Raw genomic sequence first — 20,241 nt, 5'->3', positions numbered from 1 at the left:
TCCACCGGCGGCCGGGACCTGACGATCGAGGTGACGGCGACCACAGCGATAAGAACGGCCGCCCCGATGACTACGCTGCGCAGGACACGTGCCACAACGACTCCTCACAGGATTCGATTAGAAGAAAGGACTTCACGTTCGAAGCTACTCCGCGCCGGTGACGGCGGAGATCGCCGAATCTGTCTTTCGTCTGAAATCCTGTCGGGTCCACAAGGGCCGGTCAAGCCAGTTCAGTGTCTGAATCCTGCATGACCGAATTCGGTCAGCGTCATTCGTCAGGAAGAACGGACTGGCGCGCGAACGGAATGATGAGAGACACCTCGCACAGAAGCACCCGCCACCCGTCGTAACCGCCGCGGAGCACCGCGCGTTCGATCAGGTCCGCCGCGGCGCGCTCGGCGTCGGAGAGGGTGCTGGCCACCACGAACACCACGGCGTCGGCGCCCTCGGCGGTCGGCTCGACATACACGTGCTCGAGCCCGTCGGCGGGTCTGGCCACCTGCCAGATAACGCGACGAAGCCACTCGGCCTGCTCCGCAGAACAGGACATAGTGGCGCTCATGCGGACCGTTACTAAATGCACCGACCAACCATCACAGAATCGGACTTAAGAATCCAGGGTTCCGAGGTAGCGGAATTGTGTCCGCCGCGACACCAGCACGTCATGTCTGGGCCAGCCAGCCGCGTTCGGCGGCCAGCGCGCCCGCCTGGAACCGGCTGCGCGCCCCGAGTCGCGCCATGATCTCCGCACCCATCCGTCCGACGGTACGCGGCGACACACCGAGCTTGCGCGCGGCCTGCTCGTCGGTGTCGCCCTGCAACAGCAGGTTCAACAGCGCGCGCTCCTGGTCGGTCAGCTCCGGGCACACCTCCTGCTGGTCGCCGAACGGCGTACCCGTCTGCCAGATCTGTTCGAACAGCGCGCACATCACGGCCACCGGGGCGGCACCGCGGACGACCACGGCCCCCGCGGCGGTGTTCTCCATGTCCAGGGGCACCACCGCGTACATCCGGTCCACGATGAGCATCCGGATCGGCAGCACCGGCACGGTGCGCACGAGGGCGCCCATCTCCCCCAGCCACTCCGCGTGCGCACAGGTGGGCGCGTCGTTGCGGACGCTGTTGAGGTAGAGCGTGCGCATCTCGACCCCCCGCTCGAGCAGCAGTGCGTTCAGTGGGCGGCTCGCCGCCAGGGCCTCCTCGGTCTGCGCCCCGTCGGGGGCGAAGGCCAGCACCTGGTGGCGGGTCTGGTAGGCCAGCCGCTCCAGGCGCTCGCGGACCGCGTCGAGCCCGATCAGCTCCTCGACCCCAGTGGAGGCCGAGCCCCGGTTCGGGTGCGCGTACTCCGCGATCAGCACCTGCAGGGCCGCCTGGCCCTCCTCGATCTGGTGCTGGCGGCGCAGCAGGTCCACCCGTTGGCGCGCCAGCAGGATCTCCAGCCCTGCCTCCGGGGAGACCGGGCGCATCGCCAGCGGGTTCTCCCACGACGGCCTGAGCAGGGAGAGCCTGGCCAGTTCGTCCAGTCCGGACCGGATGCGCGCCTCCTCCCAGCCGAGTCGCTCGGCGAGCTCGGCGATCCCCGCGAGGGGACTCTTGAGCATCGCGAGGTAGATGGACTCCGCCACGGGATCGACATCGAAGGCCTCGAGCATCGCGCTCCCCTGATTTTTTCTTGCGGTCCAGCACTTTTGGACCCACGTTACAAGATGTAAATCAGGGGTGTCGACCGCGCTAATGAAGCTTGTACCCACTAGTCAACAACGCGACTATTGGCGGCAAGCTCCAGGCCATTCGAGAAGAGGTGAATTCTTTTCAGTTTCCACAAACTGGTCAGTAACATATTCAGTCCACTATAGATCTCTTTACGTCCTGGCCACGGAGCGCGTCCGCCAGGAAGCCGTGCACCTCACGTCCGGACTCACTATTGGTGAGCACCACCAATCCAGAACCCTCATTCAGCCGCGTCATGGTCATGCACCGGAAACCCGTCGACTCCCCGCCGTGCCCGAACTCGGTATCGGCCCCGGAATCGTCGACGATTGTGCCCAGCCCATAGAAACTCCCGGGCAGCACCACCGTCAACAACTGTTCGGCCGACAAGCGCGTCAGCAGCTCAGATGAATTGTGGCGCGCGGCGTTACGTATCTCACACGCCACCCGGGCCAGGTCCGCCGCCGTGGACCACAGGCCGCCGGCCGCCACGGCCGTCCGGAGCCGGTAGCCACCCGGGACCGGCGCGCCGTCCTCGTCGTGGCCGGCGGCGGCCGTGCTGTCCGACCACTGGGGAAAGCGCTGGTCGAAGCTGCTGTCGGCCATGCCCAGCGGGGTGAACACCAGGTCGGTCATCAGCTCCGGGAACGGCCGGCCGACGAGGTCGGTGAGCACCTGCTGGAGTACCGCGAAATGGCTGTTGGTCTTGCGGAACACGGTGCCCGGCGCGAGTTCCGGGCGCACGTCGCGGTCCCGCAGCTCGTCCAGCAGGCCCGGCACGGGCTGGCCCGGCTCGTAGAGGGTGCTCGGCGACTGCGACAGGCCGGAGGTGTTGGACAGCAGCCCGCGCACCGTGACCACGCCGCCGGCCGGCACCCGCCAGTCGGTCAGGTACCGGTTGACGTCCGCGTCGAGGTCGAGCATGCCCTGCTCGGCGAGCCGGAGCGTCGCGAACGCCGTGACGTGCTTGCTCATCGAGGCCACCTGGAACGGGGTGCGGGCCGTCACCGGCTCGCCACCACCCGCCCGGAGCACGCCGTGGCTCTCCACGAGGGCCACCTCGCCGTCGCGCAGCACAGCGACGCTCACTCCCGGCACATTGTGGTCGGCCATCACGCCCAGCGGCGACGGCAGCCGGACCGCTCCCCGCTGGGTGGGCACCTTGCGGGCGGGGGCCAGCGGCCGGGGCCGGCCACCGTCGAGGCCCAGGGCCAGGTCGGCGAGGGTGTCGTAGCGGTAGAGCTGGCGCAGCGACGCCTCCTTGCCGCCCTCGCGCAGCGCCGCCAGCAGGTGCACGATCCGCATCGAGTCCACGCCGAGGTCCATCAGCCTGTCCCCCATGCCGACCTGCTCGATGCCGAGCACGGCCGCGCAGACCCTGGCGAGGAGGGCCTCGGTCTCGGTGGCCGGGGCCACGTACGCCCGGTCGGGGCTCATGGCCGCCCGGTCCGGGGCCGGCAGCGCCTGGCGGTCGACCTTGCCCGCCGCGTTGAGCGGCATGACGTCCAGGTGCACGAACGCCGCCGGGATCATGTAGCCGGGCAGGGCCTCGGCGAGGTGCCCGCGCAGTTCCCCGCCCTCGGCGTCGCCCACGACGTAGCCCACGAGCCACTTCTCGCCCTGGGCGTCCTCGCGGGCCAGGACGCACGCGTCGCGGACCTGCGGGTGGGTGATCAGGCGTTCCTCGATCTCGCCGAGTTCGATCCGGTGGCCCCGGACCTTCACCTGGTGGTCGACCCGGCCGAGGAACTCGATCGTGCCGTCGGCGCGGTAGCGGGCCAGGTCGCCGGTCCGGTACATCCTGGCCCCCGGGGCGCCGCCGAACGGCTCCGGGAGGAAGCGCTCGGCGGTCAGGTCGGGGCGGCCGACGTAGCCGCGGGCCACGCCGTCGCCGCCCAGGTAGAGCTCGCCGGTCACCGCGACGGCGACCGGGCGCAGGTCGGCGTCGAGGACGTACGTGCGGGTGTTGTGCAGCGGCCGGCCGATCAGCACGGTCTCCGCGTCGGCCGGCACGTCCCAGAAGGTGGACCAGATGGTGGTCTCCGTGGGGCCGTACACGTTGACGAGGCGTTTGACCTGGCCGGCGAGGGTCCGGGCCAGCACGGGCGGCAGGGCCTCGCCGCCGACGAGGGCCGTGACCGGCCGCTCGCCGAACCCGGCCGCCAGCAGCAGCTTCCAGCCCGACGGGGTGGCCTGCACGTGGCTGACCTGCTGGGTGTCGACGAGCCGGATCAGCGCCGCCGCGTCCTTCGTCTCGCCGTCGCCCGCGAGGACCACCCGGCCGCCGGTGATCAGCGGCAGCCACAGCTCCAGACCGGAGATGTCGAAGGACAGCGACGTCGACGCCAGCCAGCCGTCGCCCTCGGCCGCCCCGAGGTGCACCCGGAGCGAGAACAGCAGGTTGAGCAGGGCGCGGTGCGCGATCTGCACGCCCTTGGGCTTGCCCGTCGATCCCGACGTGAAGATCACATACGCCAGGTTGTACTGGTCGTCCCAGCGCTCCACCGCCGTCGTCGGGTCCGCCCAGTCCTCCCGGTCGGTCCACAGTGCCCGGCCGTCGTACTCGCGGAGCGCCCCGGCGTGGGGCGACTCCGTGATGACGAGCTGGACGCCGGCCGTGGCCAGGTAGTAGCCGAGCCGTTCGGCGGGCAGGTCCGGGTCCAGCGGCACGTACGCCGCCCCGGCCTTCCACACCCCGAGCAGCGCGGCGACCATGTCCGGCCCCCGGCGCAGCAGCACGCCCACCCGGTCGTCCGGGCTGACGCCGCGCTCGCGGAGCCGGTGCGCGAACTGGTTGGCCCGCGCGTCGAGCTGCGCGTACGTCACCCGCTCGTCGCCGGACACCACCGCCACCGCGTGCGGCGTCGCTGCCGCCCGGTCCTCGAAGACGTGATGCACGGACCTCATTCGCCAACCTCCCTGACACCCTGACCCACGAGACGCCGCACGCTCACCACTCCATCGCCGTGTCGTTCCACTCGACCAGCAGCTGGTCGCGCTCGGGCTCGGAGATGTAGGACGCGCCCGCGTCGCCGGCCGGGTCGGCCGCCATGGCCTCCAGCACGGCCCGGTACATGCCGACCAGTCGCTCGGCGTTGGCCCGGCTGAGCAGCTCCGCCGGGGCCTTGAGCACCAGGTGACCGGGCACCGTGGACACCTGCAGCCCGAACTCGTTGGCCGCGTCGCCGACGTCGGCGCGCACGTCGGACTTCTCCGTGTCAGTGGCCCGGAAATCCTGGTAGCTGAACATGACCTGGATCAGCCGGTCGCCGCCCTGCTCCTTCTGGATGGCCGGCAGCGGGTACCGGCGGTGCGGCCACAGTTCGGTCTCGCGGGCGTAGACCTGGCCGACGAGCTCGGACCAGGTGCCGGCCGTGCGGTCGTAGGGGAACGGCAGCGTGTTGAGGTGCATGCCGTACACCTTCTCGGCGCCCTGGTTCTCGGGGCGCGCGCTCTGCACGAGGCCGACGTAGAACGCCTTGGCGTCGGTGAGCTGGCTCATCACCTTGAGGTGCGCGCCGAGGAGCACGCTCTTCAGGGACGCCTTCTCGCTGGCGGCCAGGGCCCGCAGGTCGGCCTCCAGGTCGTGGTAGGGCACGAAGGACCGGAAGCTGCCGGTCTCCTCGCCGCCCCAGCCCTCGGGAAGGGCGAGCGGGGCGTGCGCGGTGACGATGGTGCGCCAGTAGTCCCGGTCGGCCTCGGAGGCCAGGGACTCCAGCTCGCCGGCGATGAAGTCGGCGTACCGGGCACCGGCCAGGTCCAGCGGCTTCGGGGTGCCGCCGTCGCGGAAGGCCCGGTAGGCGTCGAGGATCTCGGCGAGCAGCGCCTGCTGGCTCCAGCCCTCCGTGATCGCGTGGCACAGGGTGAACGCCAGCCGCCAGGACTCCCCGCTCTCGACCAGCGCCGCGAGGCGCAGCAGCGGCGGGTGCTCCAGGTCGAACAGTTCGCGCCGCTCGCGGGCCACGAACTCGCGGATCGCCGTGTCGCGCTCGGCGTCATCGAGGTCGCGGAGATCCCAGACGGCCACGCCCATCTCCGCGACCGGATGGACCAGCTGCATCGGGGTGGAGTACCCGGTGAGGTCGAAGGACGTGCGCAGCATCTCGTGCCGCTCGACGACCAGGGCCGCCGCCTTCCGCAGCGCGTCGGCGTCGAACGGCGCCAGCTCGGTGACCTTGAACGCCGACGTGTTGTGGTAGCGGTTGACCTCCGGGTCGGCGAACATCTCGACGACCATGCCGAGCTGGACCCGAGACATCGGGTAGGCGTCGACGAGGCCCTCGGGCAGCTTCGCCCGGTCCGCGTCGGACAGCAGCGCGAACGGGACCGTGTGCCCCTCGTCGGCCGCCGGTTCCGCCCCGGTCCCGGTCAGCGCGTGAGCCAGGTCCGCGACCGTGCGGTGGGTGAACACGTCGCGCACCGACACGGCCGGGTAGCCGGCCTGCCGCAGCGCGCCGACCAGGGCGATGGCCCGGATCGAGTGCCCGCCGAGGTCGAAGAAGCTGTCGTGCACGCCGATCCGCTCGACGCCGAGCACGGTGCGCCACACGGCGGCCACCTGCTCCTCGACGGCGGTGCGCGGGCCGGTGAACTCGCCCTCGTCGGCCTGCTCCGGCGCGGGCAGCGCCTTGCGGTCGACCTTGCCGTTGGCGTTCAAGGGCAACTTCTCGAGGGGTACGAACGCCGCCGGCACCATGTAGTCGGGCAGCTGCAACGCGCAGTGGTCCACGAGGTCGACCTCGGGGTCGGCCACGTAGTACGCGACGAGCCGACGGTCGCCGGGGGTGTCCTCGCGCACCACGACCGTGGCCTCCCGGACGCCCGGGTGCGAGGTGAGCACGGCCTGGATCTCGCCGAGTTCGATCCGGTAGCCGCGGATCTTCACCTGGTCGTCGATCCGGCCCAGGAACTCGACCGCGCCGTCCTCGTTCCACCGGGCCAGGTCGCCGCTACGGTAGAGCCGGCCGGGGCCGTACGGGTTGGGGACGAACTTCTCGGCGGTCAGCTCGGGGCGGTTCAGGTAGCCCCGGGTGACACCGGTGCCGCCGACGTACAGCTCGCCGGTGACGCCGACCGGGACGAGCTGGAGTTCGGGGTCCAGGACGTACATCGACATGTTCGGCAGCGGCCGACCGATCGGCACCACCTCGACGTGCTGCGGGGTGACCACCGGGTGGATGCAGGTGCCGACGGACGCCTCGGTCGGGCCGTACTCGTTGATCAGCCGGCTGTCGCCCAGCAGCTCCCGCCACCGCTCGGCGAGGGGGCCGGGCAGGGCCTCGCCGGCGACCACGATCACGGCGGCGAGGGCGTCGAGCTGGGCGGCGTCGAGCTGGTGGCCGAGGAGTTCCAGGTGGCCGGGGGTCAGCTTGATGAAGCTGAACGGGCCCTGGGCGTCGAGGAGGCGGCCGAGGTCGGCGAGGTCCACGTCCTGCGGGAGCAGCAGCACCCGCTGGCCGGCGACGAGCGGCCCCCACAGGTTGGGGACGACCAAGTCGAAGGCGACCGAGGAGAACAGCGGCGCGCCGCCGTCGCCCTGGGTCGCGAGGACGTCGCGGGCCCACACCACGTGGTTGGCCAGGCCCCGGTGGGTGACCTGCACGCCCTTGGGCCGGCCGGTGGAGCCGGAGGTGAAGATGACGTAGGCGGCCCCGTCGAGGTCCCTGGTCTCCTCCACCGGGGAGGTGGGCTGGCCTGCGAGCTCGTAGCGCTCGACGTCCACCAGGACGCAGTCGGACCACTGGGGGTCGAACCGGTCGGCGTACCGGGAGTGGGTGACGACCACCTTCGCGCCCGAGTCGCCGAGCATGTGCCCGAGCCGGTCGGCGGGGAAGGACGGGTCCAGGGGCGCGTACGCCCCGCCGGCCTTCCACACGCCCAGCAGCGCGGCGAGCAGGTCCGGGCCCCGGTCGAGGAGCACGCCGACGACCGACTCGCGGCCGACGCCCCGGCCGCGCAGGTAGTGCGCGAACCGGTTGGCCTTCGCGTCGAGGTCCGCGTAGGTGACCTCGCAGCCGCCGGCCACCGCCAGCGCCACGGCGTCCGGCGTGACCGCCACCTGGGCCTCGAACAGGTCGAGGACCGAGTGCGTGATGTCGGGGCCGGCGGTGTGCGCCCACTCGTCGAGCAGGAGCTCCCGCTCACCGGCCGGCAGGTGCACGCCCCGGGCGTCGCCGTCGAAGTCGGCGGCCATGGCTTCCAGGACCGCGCGGTACATCGCGCCGAGCCGGTCGGCGTGCGCCCGGCTGAGCGTGTGGGTGTCCACGGTGAGGATCAGCTGGTTGGTCAGCGCGGCGACGGCCAGCCCGAACTCGGTGGCCCCCTCGCCGATCACGCCGTCGGCGACGTCGACCAGTTCGGAGTCCTCCTGGAAGTCCAGGAAGCTGAACCGCACGTCGAGCAGCCGCTCGCCGCCGGCCAGTTCGCGCTGGATGACGGGCATCGGGAACCGGCGGTGCGGCCACACCTCGACCTCGCGGGCGAAGACGCCCTCGACGAGTTCCTTCCAGGTGGCCGCGCCCCGGTCGTGGGCGAAGGGCAGGGTGTTGAGGTACATGCCGTACACCCGGTCGGCGCCCAGGGCCTCCGGTCGGGCGCTGGCGACCAGGCCCGAGCAGAACGACGGCTCGTCGGTGAGCTGGCTCATCACCTTCAGGTGCGCGGCGTGCAGCACGCTCTTCAGCGAGCCCCGGGCCCGGCTTGCCAGGGACCGCAGGGAGCCCTCGAGGTCGCGGATGTCCACGACCGTGGAGTAGGAGGTGGCGGGCTCGTCGGTGTCCCCGGCCCAGCCGGCCGGCAGGGTGAGCTTCGGGTAGCCCTCCACGATGGACTTCCAGTAGCCCCGGTCCTCGTCGCCGGCGAGCACGTCGAGCTCGGCGGCGATGAAGTCGGCGTACCGGATGGGGGTGGGCTCTACGGGGTTGATCTGCTCGCCGGCGTGGTGGTGCTCGTAGAGGTCGATCAGCTCGCGGAGCAGGGCCCGCTGGCTCCAGCCCTCGGTGATCGGGTGCGAGACGGTGACGGTCAGCCAGAAGGCCTCGTCGCTCTCGACGTGCGCGGTGAGCCGGAACAGCGGGGCCACCGACAGGTCGAACAGCTCCGAGCGCTGGTCGCGGGTGAACTCCGCGATCGAGGCGCGCAGGGCGGGCTCGTCCAGGTCGGACAGGTCGCGCACCTCCACCGGGATCTCGGCCGTGGCGTGCACGAGCTGGAGCGGGGTCGCGAAGGCGTCCAGCGCGAAGGACGTGCGCAGCAGCTCGTGCCGGGCGGTGATCTCCGCCGTGGCCTTGCGCATCGCCGCGAGCGAGAAGCGGTGCCCGTCCTGCACCCGGAAGGACGAGACGTTGTGGTACGCGTTGCGCCCGTCCGCGAGCATCTCCACGATCATGCCGAGCTGCACCTGCGACAGCGGGTACGCGTCGGTCACGTCCGCCGGCAGCTTCGCCCGGTCGGCGGCCGAGACCAGCGCGAACGGCTCCACCGGGGCCTCGATCTCGGGGCTCGCGGGCCGGCCGGTCAGGAACTCGGCCAGCTCGGCGACGGTCCGGTAGGCGAACACGTCGCGCACCGACACGTCGAACTTCGCGGCCCGCAGCGCGCCGACCAGGGCCACGGCCCGGATCGAGTGCCCGCCGAGGTCGAAGAAGCTGTCGGTGACGCCCACCCGGTCCAGGTCGAGGACCTTGCGCCAGACGGCGGCGACGTGCTCCTCGGTGGGGGTACGCGGGCCGATGAACTCCCGTTCGGCCGCCGCGTCGGCGTCGGGCACCGGGAGGGCCTTGCGGTCCACCTTGCCGTTCGCGTTCAGCGGCAGCTTGTCCAGGCTCATGAAGACCGGCGGCACCATGTACTCGGGCAGCCGGGTCCCGCAGTGCTCGGCGAGCCCGGTGACGGGGCCGGCCTCGGGGACCACGTAGCCGACCAGGCGCTTCTCGCCCGCCTCGTCCTCGTGCACGACGACGGCCGCCTCGCGGACCCCCGGGTGCTCCAGGAGCACGGTCTGGATCTCGCCCAGCTCGATCCGGTAGCCGTGGATCTTCACCTGGTTGTCGACCCGGCCGAGGAAGTCGATCTCCCCGCCGGCGAGCTGGCGGACCAGGTCACCGGTGCGGTACAGCCGGGTGCCGGGCGCGCCGAACGGGTCGGGGACGAACTTCTCCGCGGTCAGGTCGGGGCGGTTGGCGTAGCCGCGGGCCACGCCGGTGCCGCCGACGTACAGCTCGCCGGTCACGCCCACCGGCACCGGGTTGAGGTCTGCGTCGAGGACATACATGGTCATGTTCGGCAGCGGGCGGCCGATCGGCACCACGTCGGCCGTGTAGCCGTCGGCGATCGGGAAGACGCACGTGCCGACGGACGCCTCGGTCGGGCCGTACTCGTTGACCAGGCGGGTCGTCGGGTCCAGTGCCCGCCAGCGGTCCAGGGTCCGGCTCGTGAACGCCTCGCCGGCGACGACCATCACCTCGGTGAGGCCGTGCGCCTGGGCGGCGGTCATCTGGTGGGTGAGAACGTCCAGGTGGCCCGGGGTGAGCTTCATGAAGCTGAACGGCCCGGACGCGACCAGCCAGCGACCCAGGTCGGCCATGTCCACGTCCTGCGGGAGGAGGTGGGTGGGCTGGCCGGTGACCAGGGGCGCCCACAGGTTGGGGACCACGAGGTCGAAGGACACCGAGGAGAACACAGGGGCGCCGTTGCCGGTGCCGGCGGCGTGCCTGCCCGCGCCGTCGGCGGGTGCGGTGCGGCCCGGGCCGTCGACGATCGGGCCGCCGGCCAGCTCCTCCGCCGCCCAGTTGATGTGGTTGGCCAGGCCCCGGTGCGGGACCTGCACGCCCTTGGGCCGGCCGGTGGAGCCGGAGGTGTAGATGACGTAGGCGAGCTGGTCGAGGTCGACAGCGATCTCCGGCGAACCGGTGGGCCGGCCCGCGATGTCGGCCGGCTTCACCACCGGCACCGCGAACCGGTCCGCGTAGGCGTCCTGGGTGATCGCGACGATCGACTGCGCGTCCTCGAGCATGTAGCCGATCCGGTCGGCCGGGTAGGACGGGTCCAGCGGCACGTACGCCGCACCGGCCTTCCACACGCCGAGGAGCGCCGCCATCAGGTCGGGGCCCCGGTCGAGGAGGACGCCGACGACCGACTCGGCGCCGACGCCGGCCGCGAGCAGGTGGTGCGCGTACTGGTTGGCCCGGGCGTCGAGCTCCGCGAACGTCAGCGGCGAGGGGCCGCCCAGGACGGCCGGGCGCTCCGGGTAGAGGGCGGCGGCGCGTTCCACCAGCTCGCGGACCGTGTGCTCCGGGGCCGGCCGGGTGACGTCGTTCCAGCCGGTGACGATCTGCCGGCGCTCACCCTCCGGGAGGTACGTGGCCCGGGCGTCGCCCTCGGGGTCGGCGGCCATGGACTCCAGCACGGCGCGGTACATGGCCGCGAGCCGGTCCGCGTTCGCCCTGCTCATGGCGTGGGTGTGCCCGGTGAGGATGCAGAACCCGGCCTGGGTGGACACCGCGAGGGGGAACTCGGTGGGGCTGTCGTCGATGGTGGCCGCGTAGTCCACGAGGGACTGGTCGACCTGGCGGAAGTCCAGGTAACTGAACCGGATGTCGAGGAGCTTCTGGCCGTCGCCGAGTTCGCGCTGGATGGCCGGCATCGGGAACCGGCGGTGCGGCCACAGCTCGACCTCGCGGGCGAACACGCCCTCGACCAGCTCGCGCCAGGTGGCCGCGCCCCGGTCGAAGGCGAACGGCAGCGGGTTGAGGTAGAGGCCGTAGACCCGGTCGGCGCCCAGCGCCTCGGGGCGGGCGTTGCAGACCAGGCCGCTGAAGAACCGCTCCTCGTCGGTGAGCTGGCTCATCACCTTCAGGTGCGCGGCGTGCAGGACGCTCTTCAGCGAGCCCTGGGCCCGGCTGGCCAGGCGGCGCAGGTCGGACTCCAGGTCGTGGAAGGGGATCCAGATCCGGTAGGACTCCTTGGGCGTGTCGGCCGGGTCGGCCCAGACGGCCGGGAGCTCCACCTTCGGGTACCCGTCGACGATGGTCTTCCAGTAAGCCCGGTCCTCGTCGCCGGCCAGGGTGTCCAGCTCGGCGGCGATGAAGTCGGCGTAGCGCACGTTCGCCGGCTCGGGGTCCACGGGCGTCTGGCCGTCGCGGATGGTGCGGTAGAGGTCGACCAGCTCCATCAGCAGCGAGTGGTGGCTCCAGCCCTCCAGGATCGGGTGGCACTCGGTGAACGTCAGCCACCAGCTCTTGTCGCCGCACTCGTGCGCCGTGAACCGCAGCAGCGGCGGCACGGCCAGGTCGAACAGGTCGGCCCGCTCGACGGCGATGTGCGCGCGGACCGCCTTCTCCACCGCGTCACCCGTCAACGCCGTCAGGTCCTGGTACCCGATCGGCAGCTCCGCCGTGGCATGCACGAGCTGGAGCGGCACCGCGAAGGTGTCCAGGTCGAAGGAGGTGCGCAGGATCTCGTGCCGGGCCATCACGATCTTCCCGGCCCCGCGCAGCGCCACCAGGTCGAACGGCCCGTCGTCGAGGATCCGGAACGACGTCACGTTGTGGTAGTTGTTGCGCCCGGTGTCGTTGAGCATCTCCACGACCATGCCGAGCTGGATCTGCGACAGCGGGTAGGCGTCCACGACATCGGCGGGCAGCTTCGCCCGGTCCTCGGCCGAGACCAGGTCGAACGGGGCGACCACCCGGTCCAGCTCGACCAGCGCGGGCCGGCCGGTGAGGAACTCGCACAGCGCCGCGACGGTCCGGTGCGCGAAGATGTCGCGCACGGCCACGTCGAAGCCGGCCGGCCGCAACGCGCCGACCAGCCCGACGGCCCGGATCGAGTCGCCACCGAGGTCGAAGAAGTTGTCGTCCACGCCGACCCGCTCGACGCCGAGCACGTCGCGCCACACGGCCGCGACCTGCTCCTCGACGGGGGTACGCGGCGCGACGAACTCCCGGTCGGAGCCCAGCTCCGCGCGACCCGGCACCGGCAGCGCCCGGCGGTCCAGCTTGCCGTTCACGGTCAGCGGGATCTTGCCGACCGGGACGAACGCCGCCGGCACCATGTACTCGGGCAGCGTCCTGAGCAGCAGCGCCCGCAGCTCGCTCGGCGCGGGCACCGAACCGCCGGCCGCGACGATGTAGGCGAGGATCTGCTCGTCGCGGACCACGACCACGGCGTCGCGCACACTGGGGTGCGCGGCGAGGGCAGCCTGGATCTCGCCGAGCTCGATCCGGTAGCCGCGCACCTTGACCTGGTCGTCGGCGCGGCCCATGAACTCCAGGCTGCCGTCGGGCTTCCGCCGGGCCAGGTCACCGCTCTTGTAGAGCCGGCCCGGGCCGAACGGGTTGGGCACGAACCGCTCGGCGGTCAGCTCGGGGCGGTTCAGGTAGCCGCGGGCGACGCCCAGGCCTGCGACGTAGATCTCGCCGGGCGCGCCGATCGGGGCCAGGTTGCCGTGCCGGTCGAGCAGGTACACCCGCAGGTCGTCGAGGGCCCGGCCGACCGGGCTGCCGGCCTGCGGGTCGATGTCCTCCGGGCGGACCCGGTAGTAGGTGGTGTGCACCGTGGTCTCGGTGATGCCGTACATGTTGAGCAGCCGGGGGGCGTCCAGCCCGACCCGGCGGGTCCACGGGGCAAGATCGCCGAAGATCAGCTTCTCGCCGGCGAACACGACGGCGCGCAGCTTGAGCTGGTCGATCCGAGGGTCGCCCTCGCCGGCCAGGCTCACCAGGCCGCGGAACGCCGACGGCGTCTGGTTGAGCACGGTCACACCGTGGTCCACGAGCAGGTCGAGGAAGTCGTCCGGGGACCGGGTGACGTCCTTGGGCACCACGACCAGCTTGCCGCCGTGCATCAGCGCGCCCCACAGCTCCCACACCGACACGTCGAACGCGTAGGAGTGGAACAGCGGCCAGACGTCGTTCTCGTCGAACGAGTAGTCCGCGTCGGTCACGGTGAGCAGCCGCAGCACGTTGCCGTGGGTCAGGCAGACGCCCTTGGGCTGGCCGGTGGAGCCGGAGGTGTAGATGACGTAGATCAGGTTGTCGGGGCCGCCGAGCTGGTCGGGGTTGTGCGCCGGGTTCGCGGCGATGACGTCGGCGTGCTCGTCCACGAGGACGACCTGCACGTCCGCGCTTTTCAGGCGCTCGGCCTGGACCGTGTCCGCGACCAGGATCGGGGCCCCGGCGTCTGCGAGCATGTAGGTCAGGCGGTCGGCCGGCTGGGCCGGGTCCAGCGGCAGGTACGCCGCGCCGGACTTCAGGACGCCCAACAGGGTCGGGACCAGGTCCGCGCCCCGCTCCAGGGACACCCCGACCAGGGTTTCCGGGCCCGCGCCGAGCGCGCGCAGGTGGTGGGCGAGCCGGTTGGCCTTCGCGTTCAGCTCGCCGTAGGTCAGTTCCTGACCCTCGAAGACGACAGCCGGCGCGTCCGGGAACGACGCCGCCCACTCCTCGAACACCTCGTGCACGCACTGGGTCGGTGGCAGGCCGTGCTGGCGGCGCGGCTCGGCGAGCACGACGGCCCGCTCGGTCTCGTCCAGCAGCTCCACGGCGGACAGCTTCATGCCGGGCTCGGCGGCGACCTGGGTGAGCAGCCGGACGAAGTGCCCCGCGATCCGCTCCACGGTCGACTCGTCGAACAGCGCCGAGACGTACTCCAGGTGCCCGCGCAGCCCGCCGTCGGCCGCCTCCTCCACCTGCAACGTCAGGTCGAACTTCGCGATCCGGGCCGGCGGCTCCAGGGCCTCGACGGTCACGCCGGGCAGGTCGAAGCCGCCGACCCGCTCGTCGTGCATCGTGAACGCCGCCTGGAACAGCGGGGTGCGGGACATGTCCCGCTCGGGCTGCAGCTCGTCGACCAGCTTCGCGAACGGCACCTCCTGGTGGTCGAACGCCTCCAGCACCGTGGTGCGGCCCCGGGCCAGCAGCTCCGCGAACGTCGGGTCGTCGTCCCACATGGCCCGCATGACCAGGCTGTTGATGCCGTAGCCGATCAGCCGCTGGGTCTCGGGCCGGACCCGACCGGACACGACGGTGCCAACCGGGATGTCGGTGCGGCCGGTGTGGCGGGCCAGCAGCGCCTGGTACGCGGTGAGCAGCACCATGAACAGCGTCGACTCGTTGTCGCGGCCCACGGCACGCAGCCTGTCGGCGAGCCCGGCCGGGAACGCGAACGGCACGGCCGAGCCGACCGAACTCCGGGTCGCCGGGCGGGGGCGGTCGGTCGGCAGCTCCAAGGGCTCGATGCCGGAGAGCTGATGCTTCCAGTAGTCGAGATGCTTCGGCTGGGTGGCCTGGCCGCGCTCGAAGGCGGCGAAGTCGGCGTACTGGATCGGCAGCGGGGTCAGCCGCGACGCCTCACCGGCGCTGTACAGGGCGCTCAGCTCCTCGGCGAAGATCCGCACCGACCACTGGTCGCACGCGATGTGGTGGAACACGACGACCAGGATGTGATCCGTCTCGGTGATCCGGAGCAGCTTGGCGCGCGCCGGCCACTGCCGCTCCAGGTCGAACGGGGTGCCCGGCTCGACCTCGGCCAGGTGCAGCGCCTCGGCCTCCGACGCCACGTCGACGACGGTCAGGCCGCCCGTGCGGGGGGCGTCGATGACCTGGACCGGCTCGGTGCCGTCCAGCTCGTAGCGGGTGCGGAGGATCTCGTGCCGGTCGACCAGGGCGTCCCAGGCCCGGCCGAGCGCCGCGGCGTCCACCGGGCCGCGCAGGCGGAGCGCCACCGGCACCAGGTACTCCCAGCTGTCCGGCTCCAGCCGGCTGAGGAACCACATCTGCTGCTGGCCGAACGCCAACCGGAGGGGACCGTCGCGGTCCACCTGCTCGATGGTCGCGCGCCGGCTGGCCCGCCCGGCGAGCCGGCTGCGGAGCAGCTCCTCACGGATCGCTTCGGTTCCGCCTGTGCTCATGCGCCGCGCTCCTTCAAACCACCTAGACGTCAGCAGATGGTGAGAGAGTCGCGTGTCCCGCTATACGACGCCTATATCGACGCGAGGTCCCGGGCTGAGCCCGGCCGGTCGGTTGGTCGGGGGCGGCGGGGCCGGGCGCAGCAAGCGGGGCCTGGACGCGGCTGTCGGCGGCCTGGCCCGGGGGTCCGTGGCGGGTTCGGTGGAAGAGAGAAGAGCCTTTGACTCTCTTCCACCGAACCCGCCACGGACCGTTTCCGGTACGGCGCCGTACGGCCGGCGCGGTGGGGTTTGGAGGGAGTCAAAGGCTCTTCTCCCTTCAAACCCCACCGCGCCGGCCCGACCCGCGTCAGCTGCGCGTATGTCCTTGCGCAACGAGCCGCTCGCAGGACTCGTCGAGAAACTCCGACACGCCCGTCGGGTCTATTCGCGCACGCCCGCCAACTCCACCGAGGGGGTACGCAGCGCCAGCGCCGCCGGCAGCACGGTCCCCAGGAGCGCGAGCAGCACGCTGACCGCCCCGATCAGCGCGACCGGCCCCCACGGCACCACGATCGGCGTGGACCCGAACAGCGCGGTCAGCGCGAACCGCAGCCCGATCAGGTTCACCAGCGCCGCGAGGGCCGCGAGGGTGAAGCCCACGGCGCAGACCAGCAGCGACTCGGCGGCGAACACCCGCAGCGCCTGGCTCGGCGTGGCCCCGGTCAGCCGGAGCACGGCCAGGTCGCGCCGCCGGTCGGCGGTGGCCATCATCAGGGTGTTCACGATCGCGATGAAGCAGAACAGCACCACGATGCCGAGTACGACCTGCTGCCGGAGCGAGTTGATCTTCCGGGCCTCGGCGGTCTCGTTGCCGACCCACTCCGAGGCTGCCCACAGCCGGGCCCCGGAGCCGCCGATCGCCTGCTTCAACGCGGCGTCCACGGCCCCCCGGTCGGCGTCGGCGTGCACCTTGATCTGCGCGCGCCGGGCCAGGCCGGTCCGGGCGTACTTGGCGGTGTCGGCGTACTTCATCGACAGGTACGCGATGTCGTTGCCCGGGGTGGCCTTCACGATCGCGACCACCTTGAGCGACACCCTGGTCCCGTCGCCCATCTGGATGTTCAGGGTCTCGCCCAGGTCCTTGCCCCACAGGTCGGGCACCACGACCGTGTCGTCGGTCAGGTCGGCGAGGGAGCCCTCGGCGACCGGCAGCTCGACGGTCTTGGCCAGCTCGGACGGCTCCACGGCCTGCCCGTCGTTCTCGTCGAGGCCCTCGGGCTCCTCGATGTACAGCATGGTCATGATCGGGGCGATCACGTCCACGCCCGGCACGGCCTTGATCCGGTCCACGACAGCGCGGCTCACGCCAGGGGTGCCGTCGGGGTAGACCACGTAGTCGGCCTTCACCTCGGAGCGCAGCGCGGTGTCGCGGGCCTCGTTGACGGTCTCGGTGGCCCCGAGCAGCGACAGGGACAGCCCGAGGGTGAGCAGCACGGGCGCGGCCGTGGCGGCGGTGCGCCGGGTCGCGCTCAGCGTGCCCTCGCGGACCAGCATGGCGCCGGCCCCCTTGAGCCGGCCGAGCGGCCAGGTGAGCAGCTTGACGATCGGCCCGACGGCCACCGGCGCGAGCAGCGCGAGGGCGAGAATCGGCACGAGCAGGATCGGCACGTACGCGTTGGGAATCAGCACCAGGTCCGGCGCGACGAAGCCGACCAGCGCGACGGCGACCAGGCCGATCGTGAGCCCGACCAGGCCGGTCACCAGCCGGCCCCGGGTCATGCCCCCGGTGTCGGCGGCCGCCTCGCGCAGCGCGTCGACCGGGCGGACCCGGGCGGCCCGCAGCGACGCGGCCCACACGCCGAGCAGGGCCACGGTCAGGCCGACGACGAACGCGCCGACGAGCGGGCCCCAGACCCAGAAGCTGAAGGAACCGTCGACGGAGAACCACTCGGGCGAGATGCCCAGGCGGATCCACCAGTCGGTCATCAGGGGCGCGGCGATGTAGCCGAGCACGCAGCCGAGCAGGGACGCGACGGTACCCAGAAGGCCGGCCTCCGCGAGCAGCATCCGGCGGACCTGCTTCGGGGTGGCCCCGACGGTGCGCAGCAGCGCGACCTCGCGGCGGCGCTGCACGACGGCGAACGCGAACGTGGACGCGACCACGAAGATGGAGACGAACCCGGCGACCGACGCGGTGATCGGCAGCAGGGTCTCGGTGTTGTCGATGGCGTCGCGGTCACCCGCGAGGCTCGGGTCGGCCCGGTGCCGGTCGTCGCCGGTCAGCACGAGAGCCTTCTCCCCCACCGTGGACCGCAGGGTGTCCACCGGGGCGAAGGACACCACGGCCTCGACCCGGGGCGACAGCCGCGCGGCCTCGGCGTCGGCGAAGAACACCGCCTGCTCGAACCCGACGGCCTTCGTGACGCCGACGACCGTGTAGGTCCGGGACTCCTCGGCCGTCAGCACCGTCACCGACTGGCCCACGGTCGCGCCGCCGGTGGCGATCTCGTCCGCCGCGTTCGGCGCGCGCCCGGCCGCCAGGGTGTAGCCGCCGAACTCGGCGACCGACCAGCCGTGGCCTAGCGGGGCCAGCCCGGGGCGCGTCCGCTGGCCGGACACCTGGGCGTAGAACGAGCGGTCGACGACCGTGCGGCCCTGGCCTTGGAGGGTGGTCACCAGGTCCTTGTCGACACCCTTGGCGGCGGCGAGGGAGCGGGTGCCCGGGTCGTGCAGGGCAGGGTCCCAGGTGACGTCGGTGGCGTACACGACGGCGGGGGCGGTGTTGAAGCGTTCCGCGCCGCGTTCGGGCAGGTTGAACGTCGCGCCCAGCATCAGCCCCATGGCCGAGACCAGGGCCACGCTGAGGGTGAGCGCGACGAACGTGCTGACGAAGGTCACCCACCGGGCCCGCAGGGTCGCGAGTGCGATCGGGGTCACCCGGTCACTTCCAGTCCGGTCATCCGGGCCGCGACCTGCTCGGCCGTCGGGTCGACCAGCTCGCCGGCCAGCCGGCCGTCGGCGAGGAACACCACCCTGTGCGCGTGCGCGGCGACCACCGGGTCGTGGGTGACCATGATGATCGTCTGGCCCTGCTCGTCCACGAGCGTCCGGAGCAGGGCGAGGAGGTCGCGCCCGGTCTTCGCGTCCAGGGCGCCGGTCGGCTCGTCGGCGAACAGTACCGCCGGTCGGGTGACCAGCGCCCGGGCGATCGCGACCCGCTGCTGCTGGCCGCCGGACAGCTCGCTGGGCCGGTGGCCGGCCCGGTCGGCGAGCCCGAGGTCCGCGAGGACCTTGAGCACCTCAGCCCTGTCCGGCCGCCGCCCGGCGAGCCGGATCGGCAGGCCGACGTTCTGCTCGGCGGTCAGCGCCGGGAGCAGGTTGAACGACTGGAAGACGAAGCCGATCCGGTCCCGCCGCAGCAGGGTCAGGGCCGTCTCGTCCAGACCGGTCAGGTCCGTGCCCGCCACCAGCACCCGGCCCCCGGTCGGCCGGTCCAGCCCCGCCGCGCAGTGCAGCAGGGTGGACTTGCCGGAGCCCGAGGGCCCCATGATCGCGGTGAAGGTGCCGGCCTCGAACTCGAGGGTCACACCGTCCAGCGCGGTCACCACAGTGGATCCGGTGCCGTAGGTCCTGCTCAGCGACTCAAGCCGCACGCCGTCGTCCATGTCGTACATCCAAACGATCTAGAAAGATCAACACAAATCGCTACCGATGGGTAGCAATTCAGGACTTCGACGGCTCCGCCATCGCTACCGCGATCTTCCTCGGTCCGGTGAACGGTTCACGACCGTGGGCCGCCCGCATGTTGTCCACGACGAGAACATCGTCGCGCTGCCAGTCGAACCGGGTGCTCTCCGCCCGGTAGCAGGCCCGCAGGTGGTCCATCACGTCGTCGGGGATCCGGCCGCCGTCACCGTAGTAGGTGTTGCTCGGCAGGTCGTCCTCCTCGAAGATCTCCAACAGGCCCTCGCGGACCTCCGGGGCCTGGGTGGACACGTGGAAGAAGGTGGCGTGGTTGAACCAGGACGCCTGGCCGGTCACCGGGTGGGCGTGGATGGCGTCACGCACCGCACGGGTCCGCAGGCTGTCGGCCCCGCGCCATTCCAGCGCGATGCCCTTCTCGACGGCGTACGCCTCCACCACCGACCGGTCCTCGGTGTTGAACACGTGCTGCCACGTGACCCCGAACTCGGCGTGGAAGTTGCGCACGACCATCCACTTGCGGGCCGCGAACTCCGCGCGCACGGCCGGGTCGATCGCGTCGTGGATCCGGGCGATGTCCGCGAGGGGGGTCGCGCCGAGGGTGGTGGGCGGCTCGACGCAGTAGAAGTACAGCACCAGGGGCCAGGTGGCCTGGTAGGAGTTCTCCGTGTGCAGGAAGATCTCCTCGTCCGGCGGGTAGTCCGTGGACGTGTAGACCTGGCCCTTGATGGTGCTGCGGGGAGAGGAGCGCTCCGCGTAGGTCAGCGGCGCGCCGGACAGGGCGCGGACCGAGCCGTCGAAGCCGTCGACCCCGTCGACCTGGAAGCCGCGGAGCAGGATCGCGCCGTGCTCGGCGAGCAGCTTGCGCAGCCGGGGCCGGTCGGCGTTGATGGCGGCCGAGATCTCGTCGGCGCCCTCTACCAGGAAGGGAAGCACGTCAG

Annotated in this window: 7 protein-coding genes; all 7 read right to left on the bottom strand. The window is 71.8% G+C overall.

Annotated elements, in window-relative coordinates:
* Positions 1 to 268 precede the first annotated feature (268 nt).
* Positions 269 to 499 carry a hypothetical protein gene (locus tag IW245_RS06320; RefSeq protein ID WP_197002257.1) on the bottom strand — a complete coding sequence of 77 codons (231 nt, stop codon included), beginning with the start codon at positions 497 to 499 and terminating at the stop codon, positions 269 to 271.
* A gap of 163 nt (positions 500 to 662) precedes the next feature.
* Positions 663 to 1,652 carry a helix-turn-helix transcriptional regulator gene (locus IW245_RS06315; protein WP_197002256.1) on the bottom strand — a complete coding sequence of 330 codons (990 nt, stop codon included), beginning with the start codon at positions 1,650 to 1,652 and terminating at the stop codon, positions 663 to 665.
* Between the two features lie 190 nt (positions 1,653 to 1,842).
* Positions 1,843 to 4,617 carry a non-ribosomal peptide synthetase gene (locus IW245_RS06310; protein WP_197002255.1) on the bottom strand — a complete coding sequence of 925 codons (2,775 nt, stop codon included), beginning with the start codon at positions 4,615 to 4,617 and terminating at the stop codon, positions 1,843 to 1,845.
* Positions 4,618 to 4,660: 43 nt separating this feature from the next.
* Complete coding sequence (locus tag IW245_RS06305; RefSeq protein ID WP_197002254.1) at positions 4,661 to 15,619, bottom strand: non-ribosomal peptide synthetase; 10,959 nt, start codon at positions 15,617 to 15,619, stop codon at positions 4,661 to 4,663.
* 420 nt (positions 15,620 to 16,039) lie between these two features.
* A complete protein-coding gene (locus IW245_RS06300) occupies positions 16,040 to 18,535 on the bottom strand; it encodes an ABC transporter permease (protein WP_197002253.1) in 2,496 nt (831 codons plus the stop codon).
* Positions 18,532 to 19,272 carry an ABC transporter ATP-binding protein gene (locus IW245_RS06295; protein ID WP_197002252.1) on the bottom strand — a complete coding sequence of 247 codons (741 nt, stop codon included), beginning with the start codon at positions 19,270 to 19,272 and terminating at the stop codon, positions 18,532 to 18,534. Before IW245_RS06295 ends, IW245_RS06300 begins: the two co-directional genes overlap by 4 nt.
* 49 nt (positions 19,273 to 19,321) lie before the next feature.
* Positions 19,322 to 20,236 carry a TauD/TfdA family dioxygenase gene (locus tag IW245_RS06290; protein ID WP_197002251.1) on the bottom strand — a complete coding sequence of 305 codons (915 nt, stop codon included), beginning with the start codon at positions 20,234 to 20,236 and terminating at the stop codon, positions 19,322 to 19,324.
* Positions 20,237 to 20,241: the final 5 nt, after the last annotated feature.

It is taken from the genome of Longispora fulva (assembly GCF_015751905.1).
Classification (GTDB): Bacteria; Actinomycetota; Actinomycetes; order Mycobacteriales; family Micromonosporaceae; genus Longispora; species Longispora fulva.
Note: the sequence above shows the minus strand (reverse complement) of the source record. Positions and strands in the feature narration are given on the sequence as shown.

Bases quoted from the DNA above. Each gene is read 5' to 3' on its own strand.
- IW245_RS06315 (WP_197002256.1), bottom strand. From the start codon at position 1,652: ATGCTCGAGGCCTTCGATGTCGATCCCGTGGCGGAGTCCATCTACCTC.
- IW245_RS06310 (WP_197002255.1), bottom strand. From the start codon at position 4,617: ATGAGGTCCGTGCATCACGTCTTCGAGGACCGGGCGGCAGCGACGCCG.
- IW245_RS06305 (WP_197002254.1), bottom strand. From the start codon at position 15,619: ATGAGCACAGGCGGAACCGAAGCGATCCGTGAGGAGCTGCTCCGCAGC.
- IW245_RS06295 (WP_197002252.1), bottom strand. From the start codon at position 19,272: ATGTACGACATGGACGACGGCGTGCGGCTTGAGTCGCTGAGCAGGACC.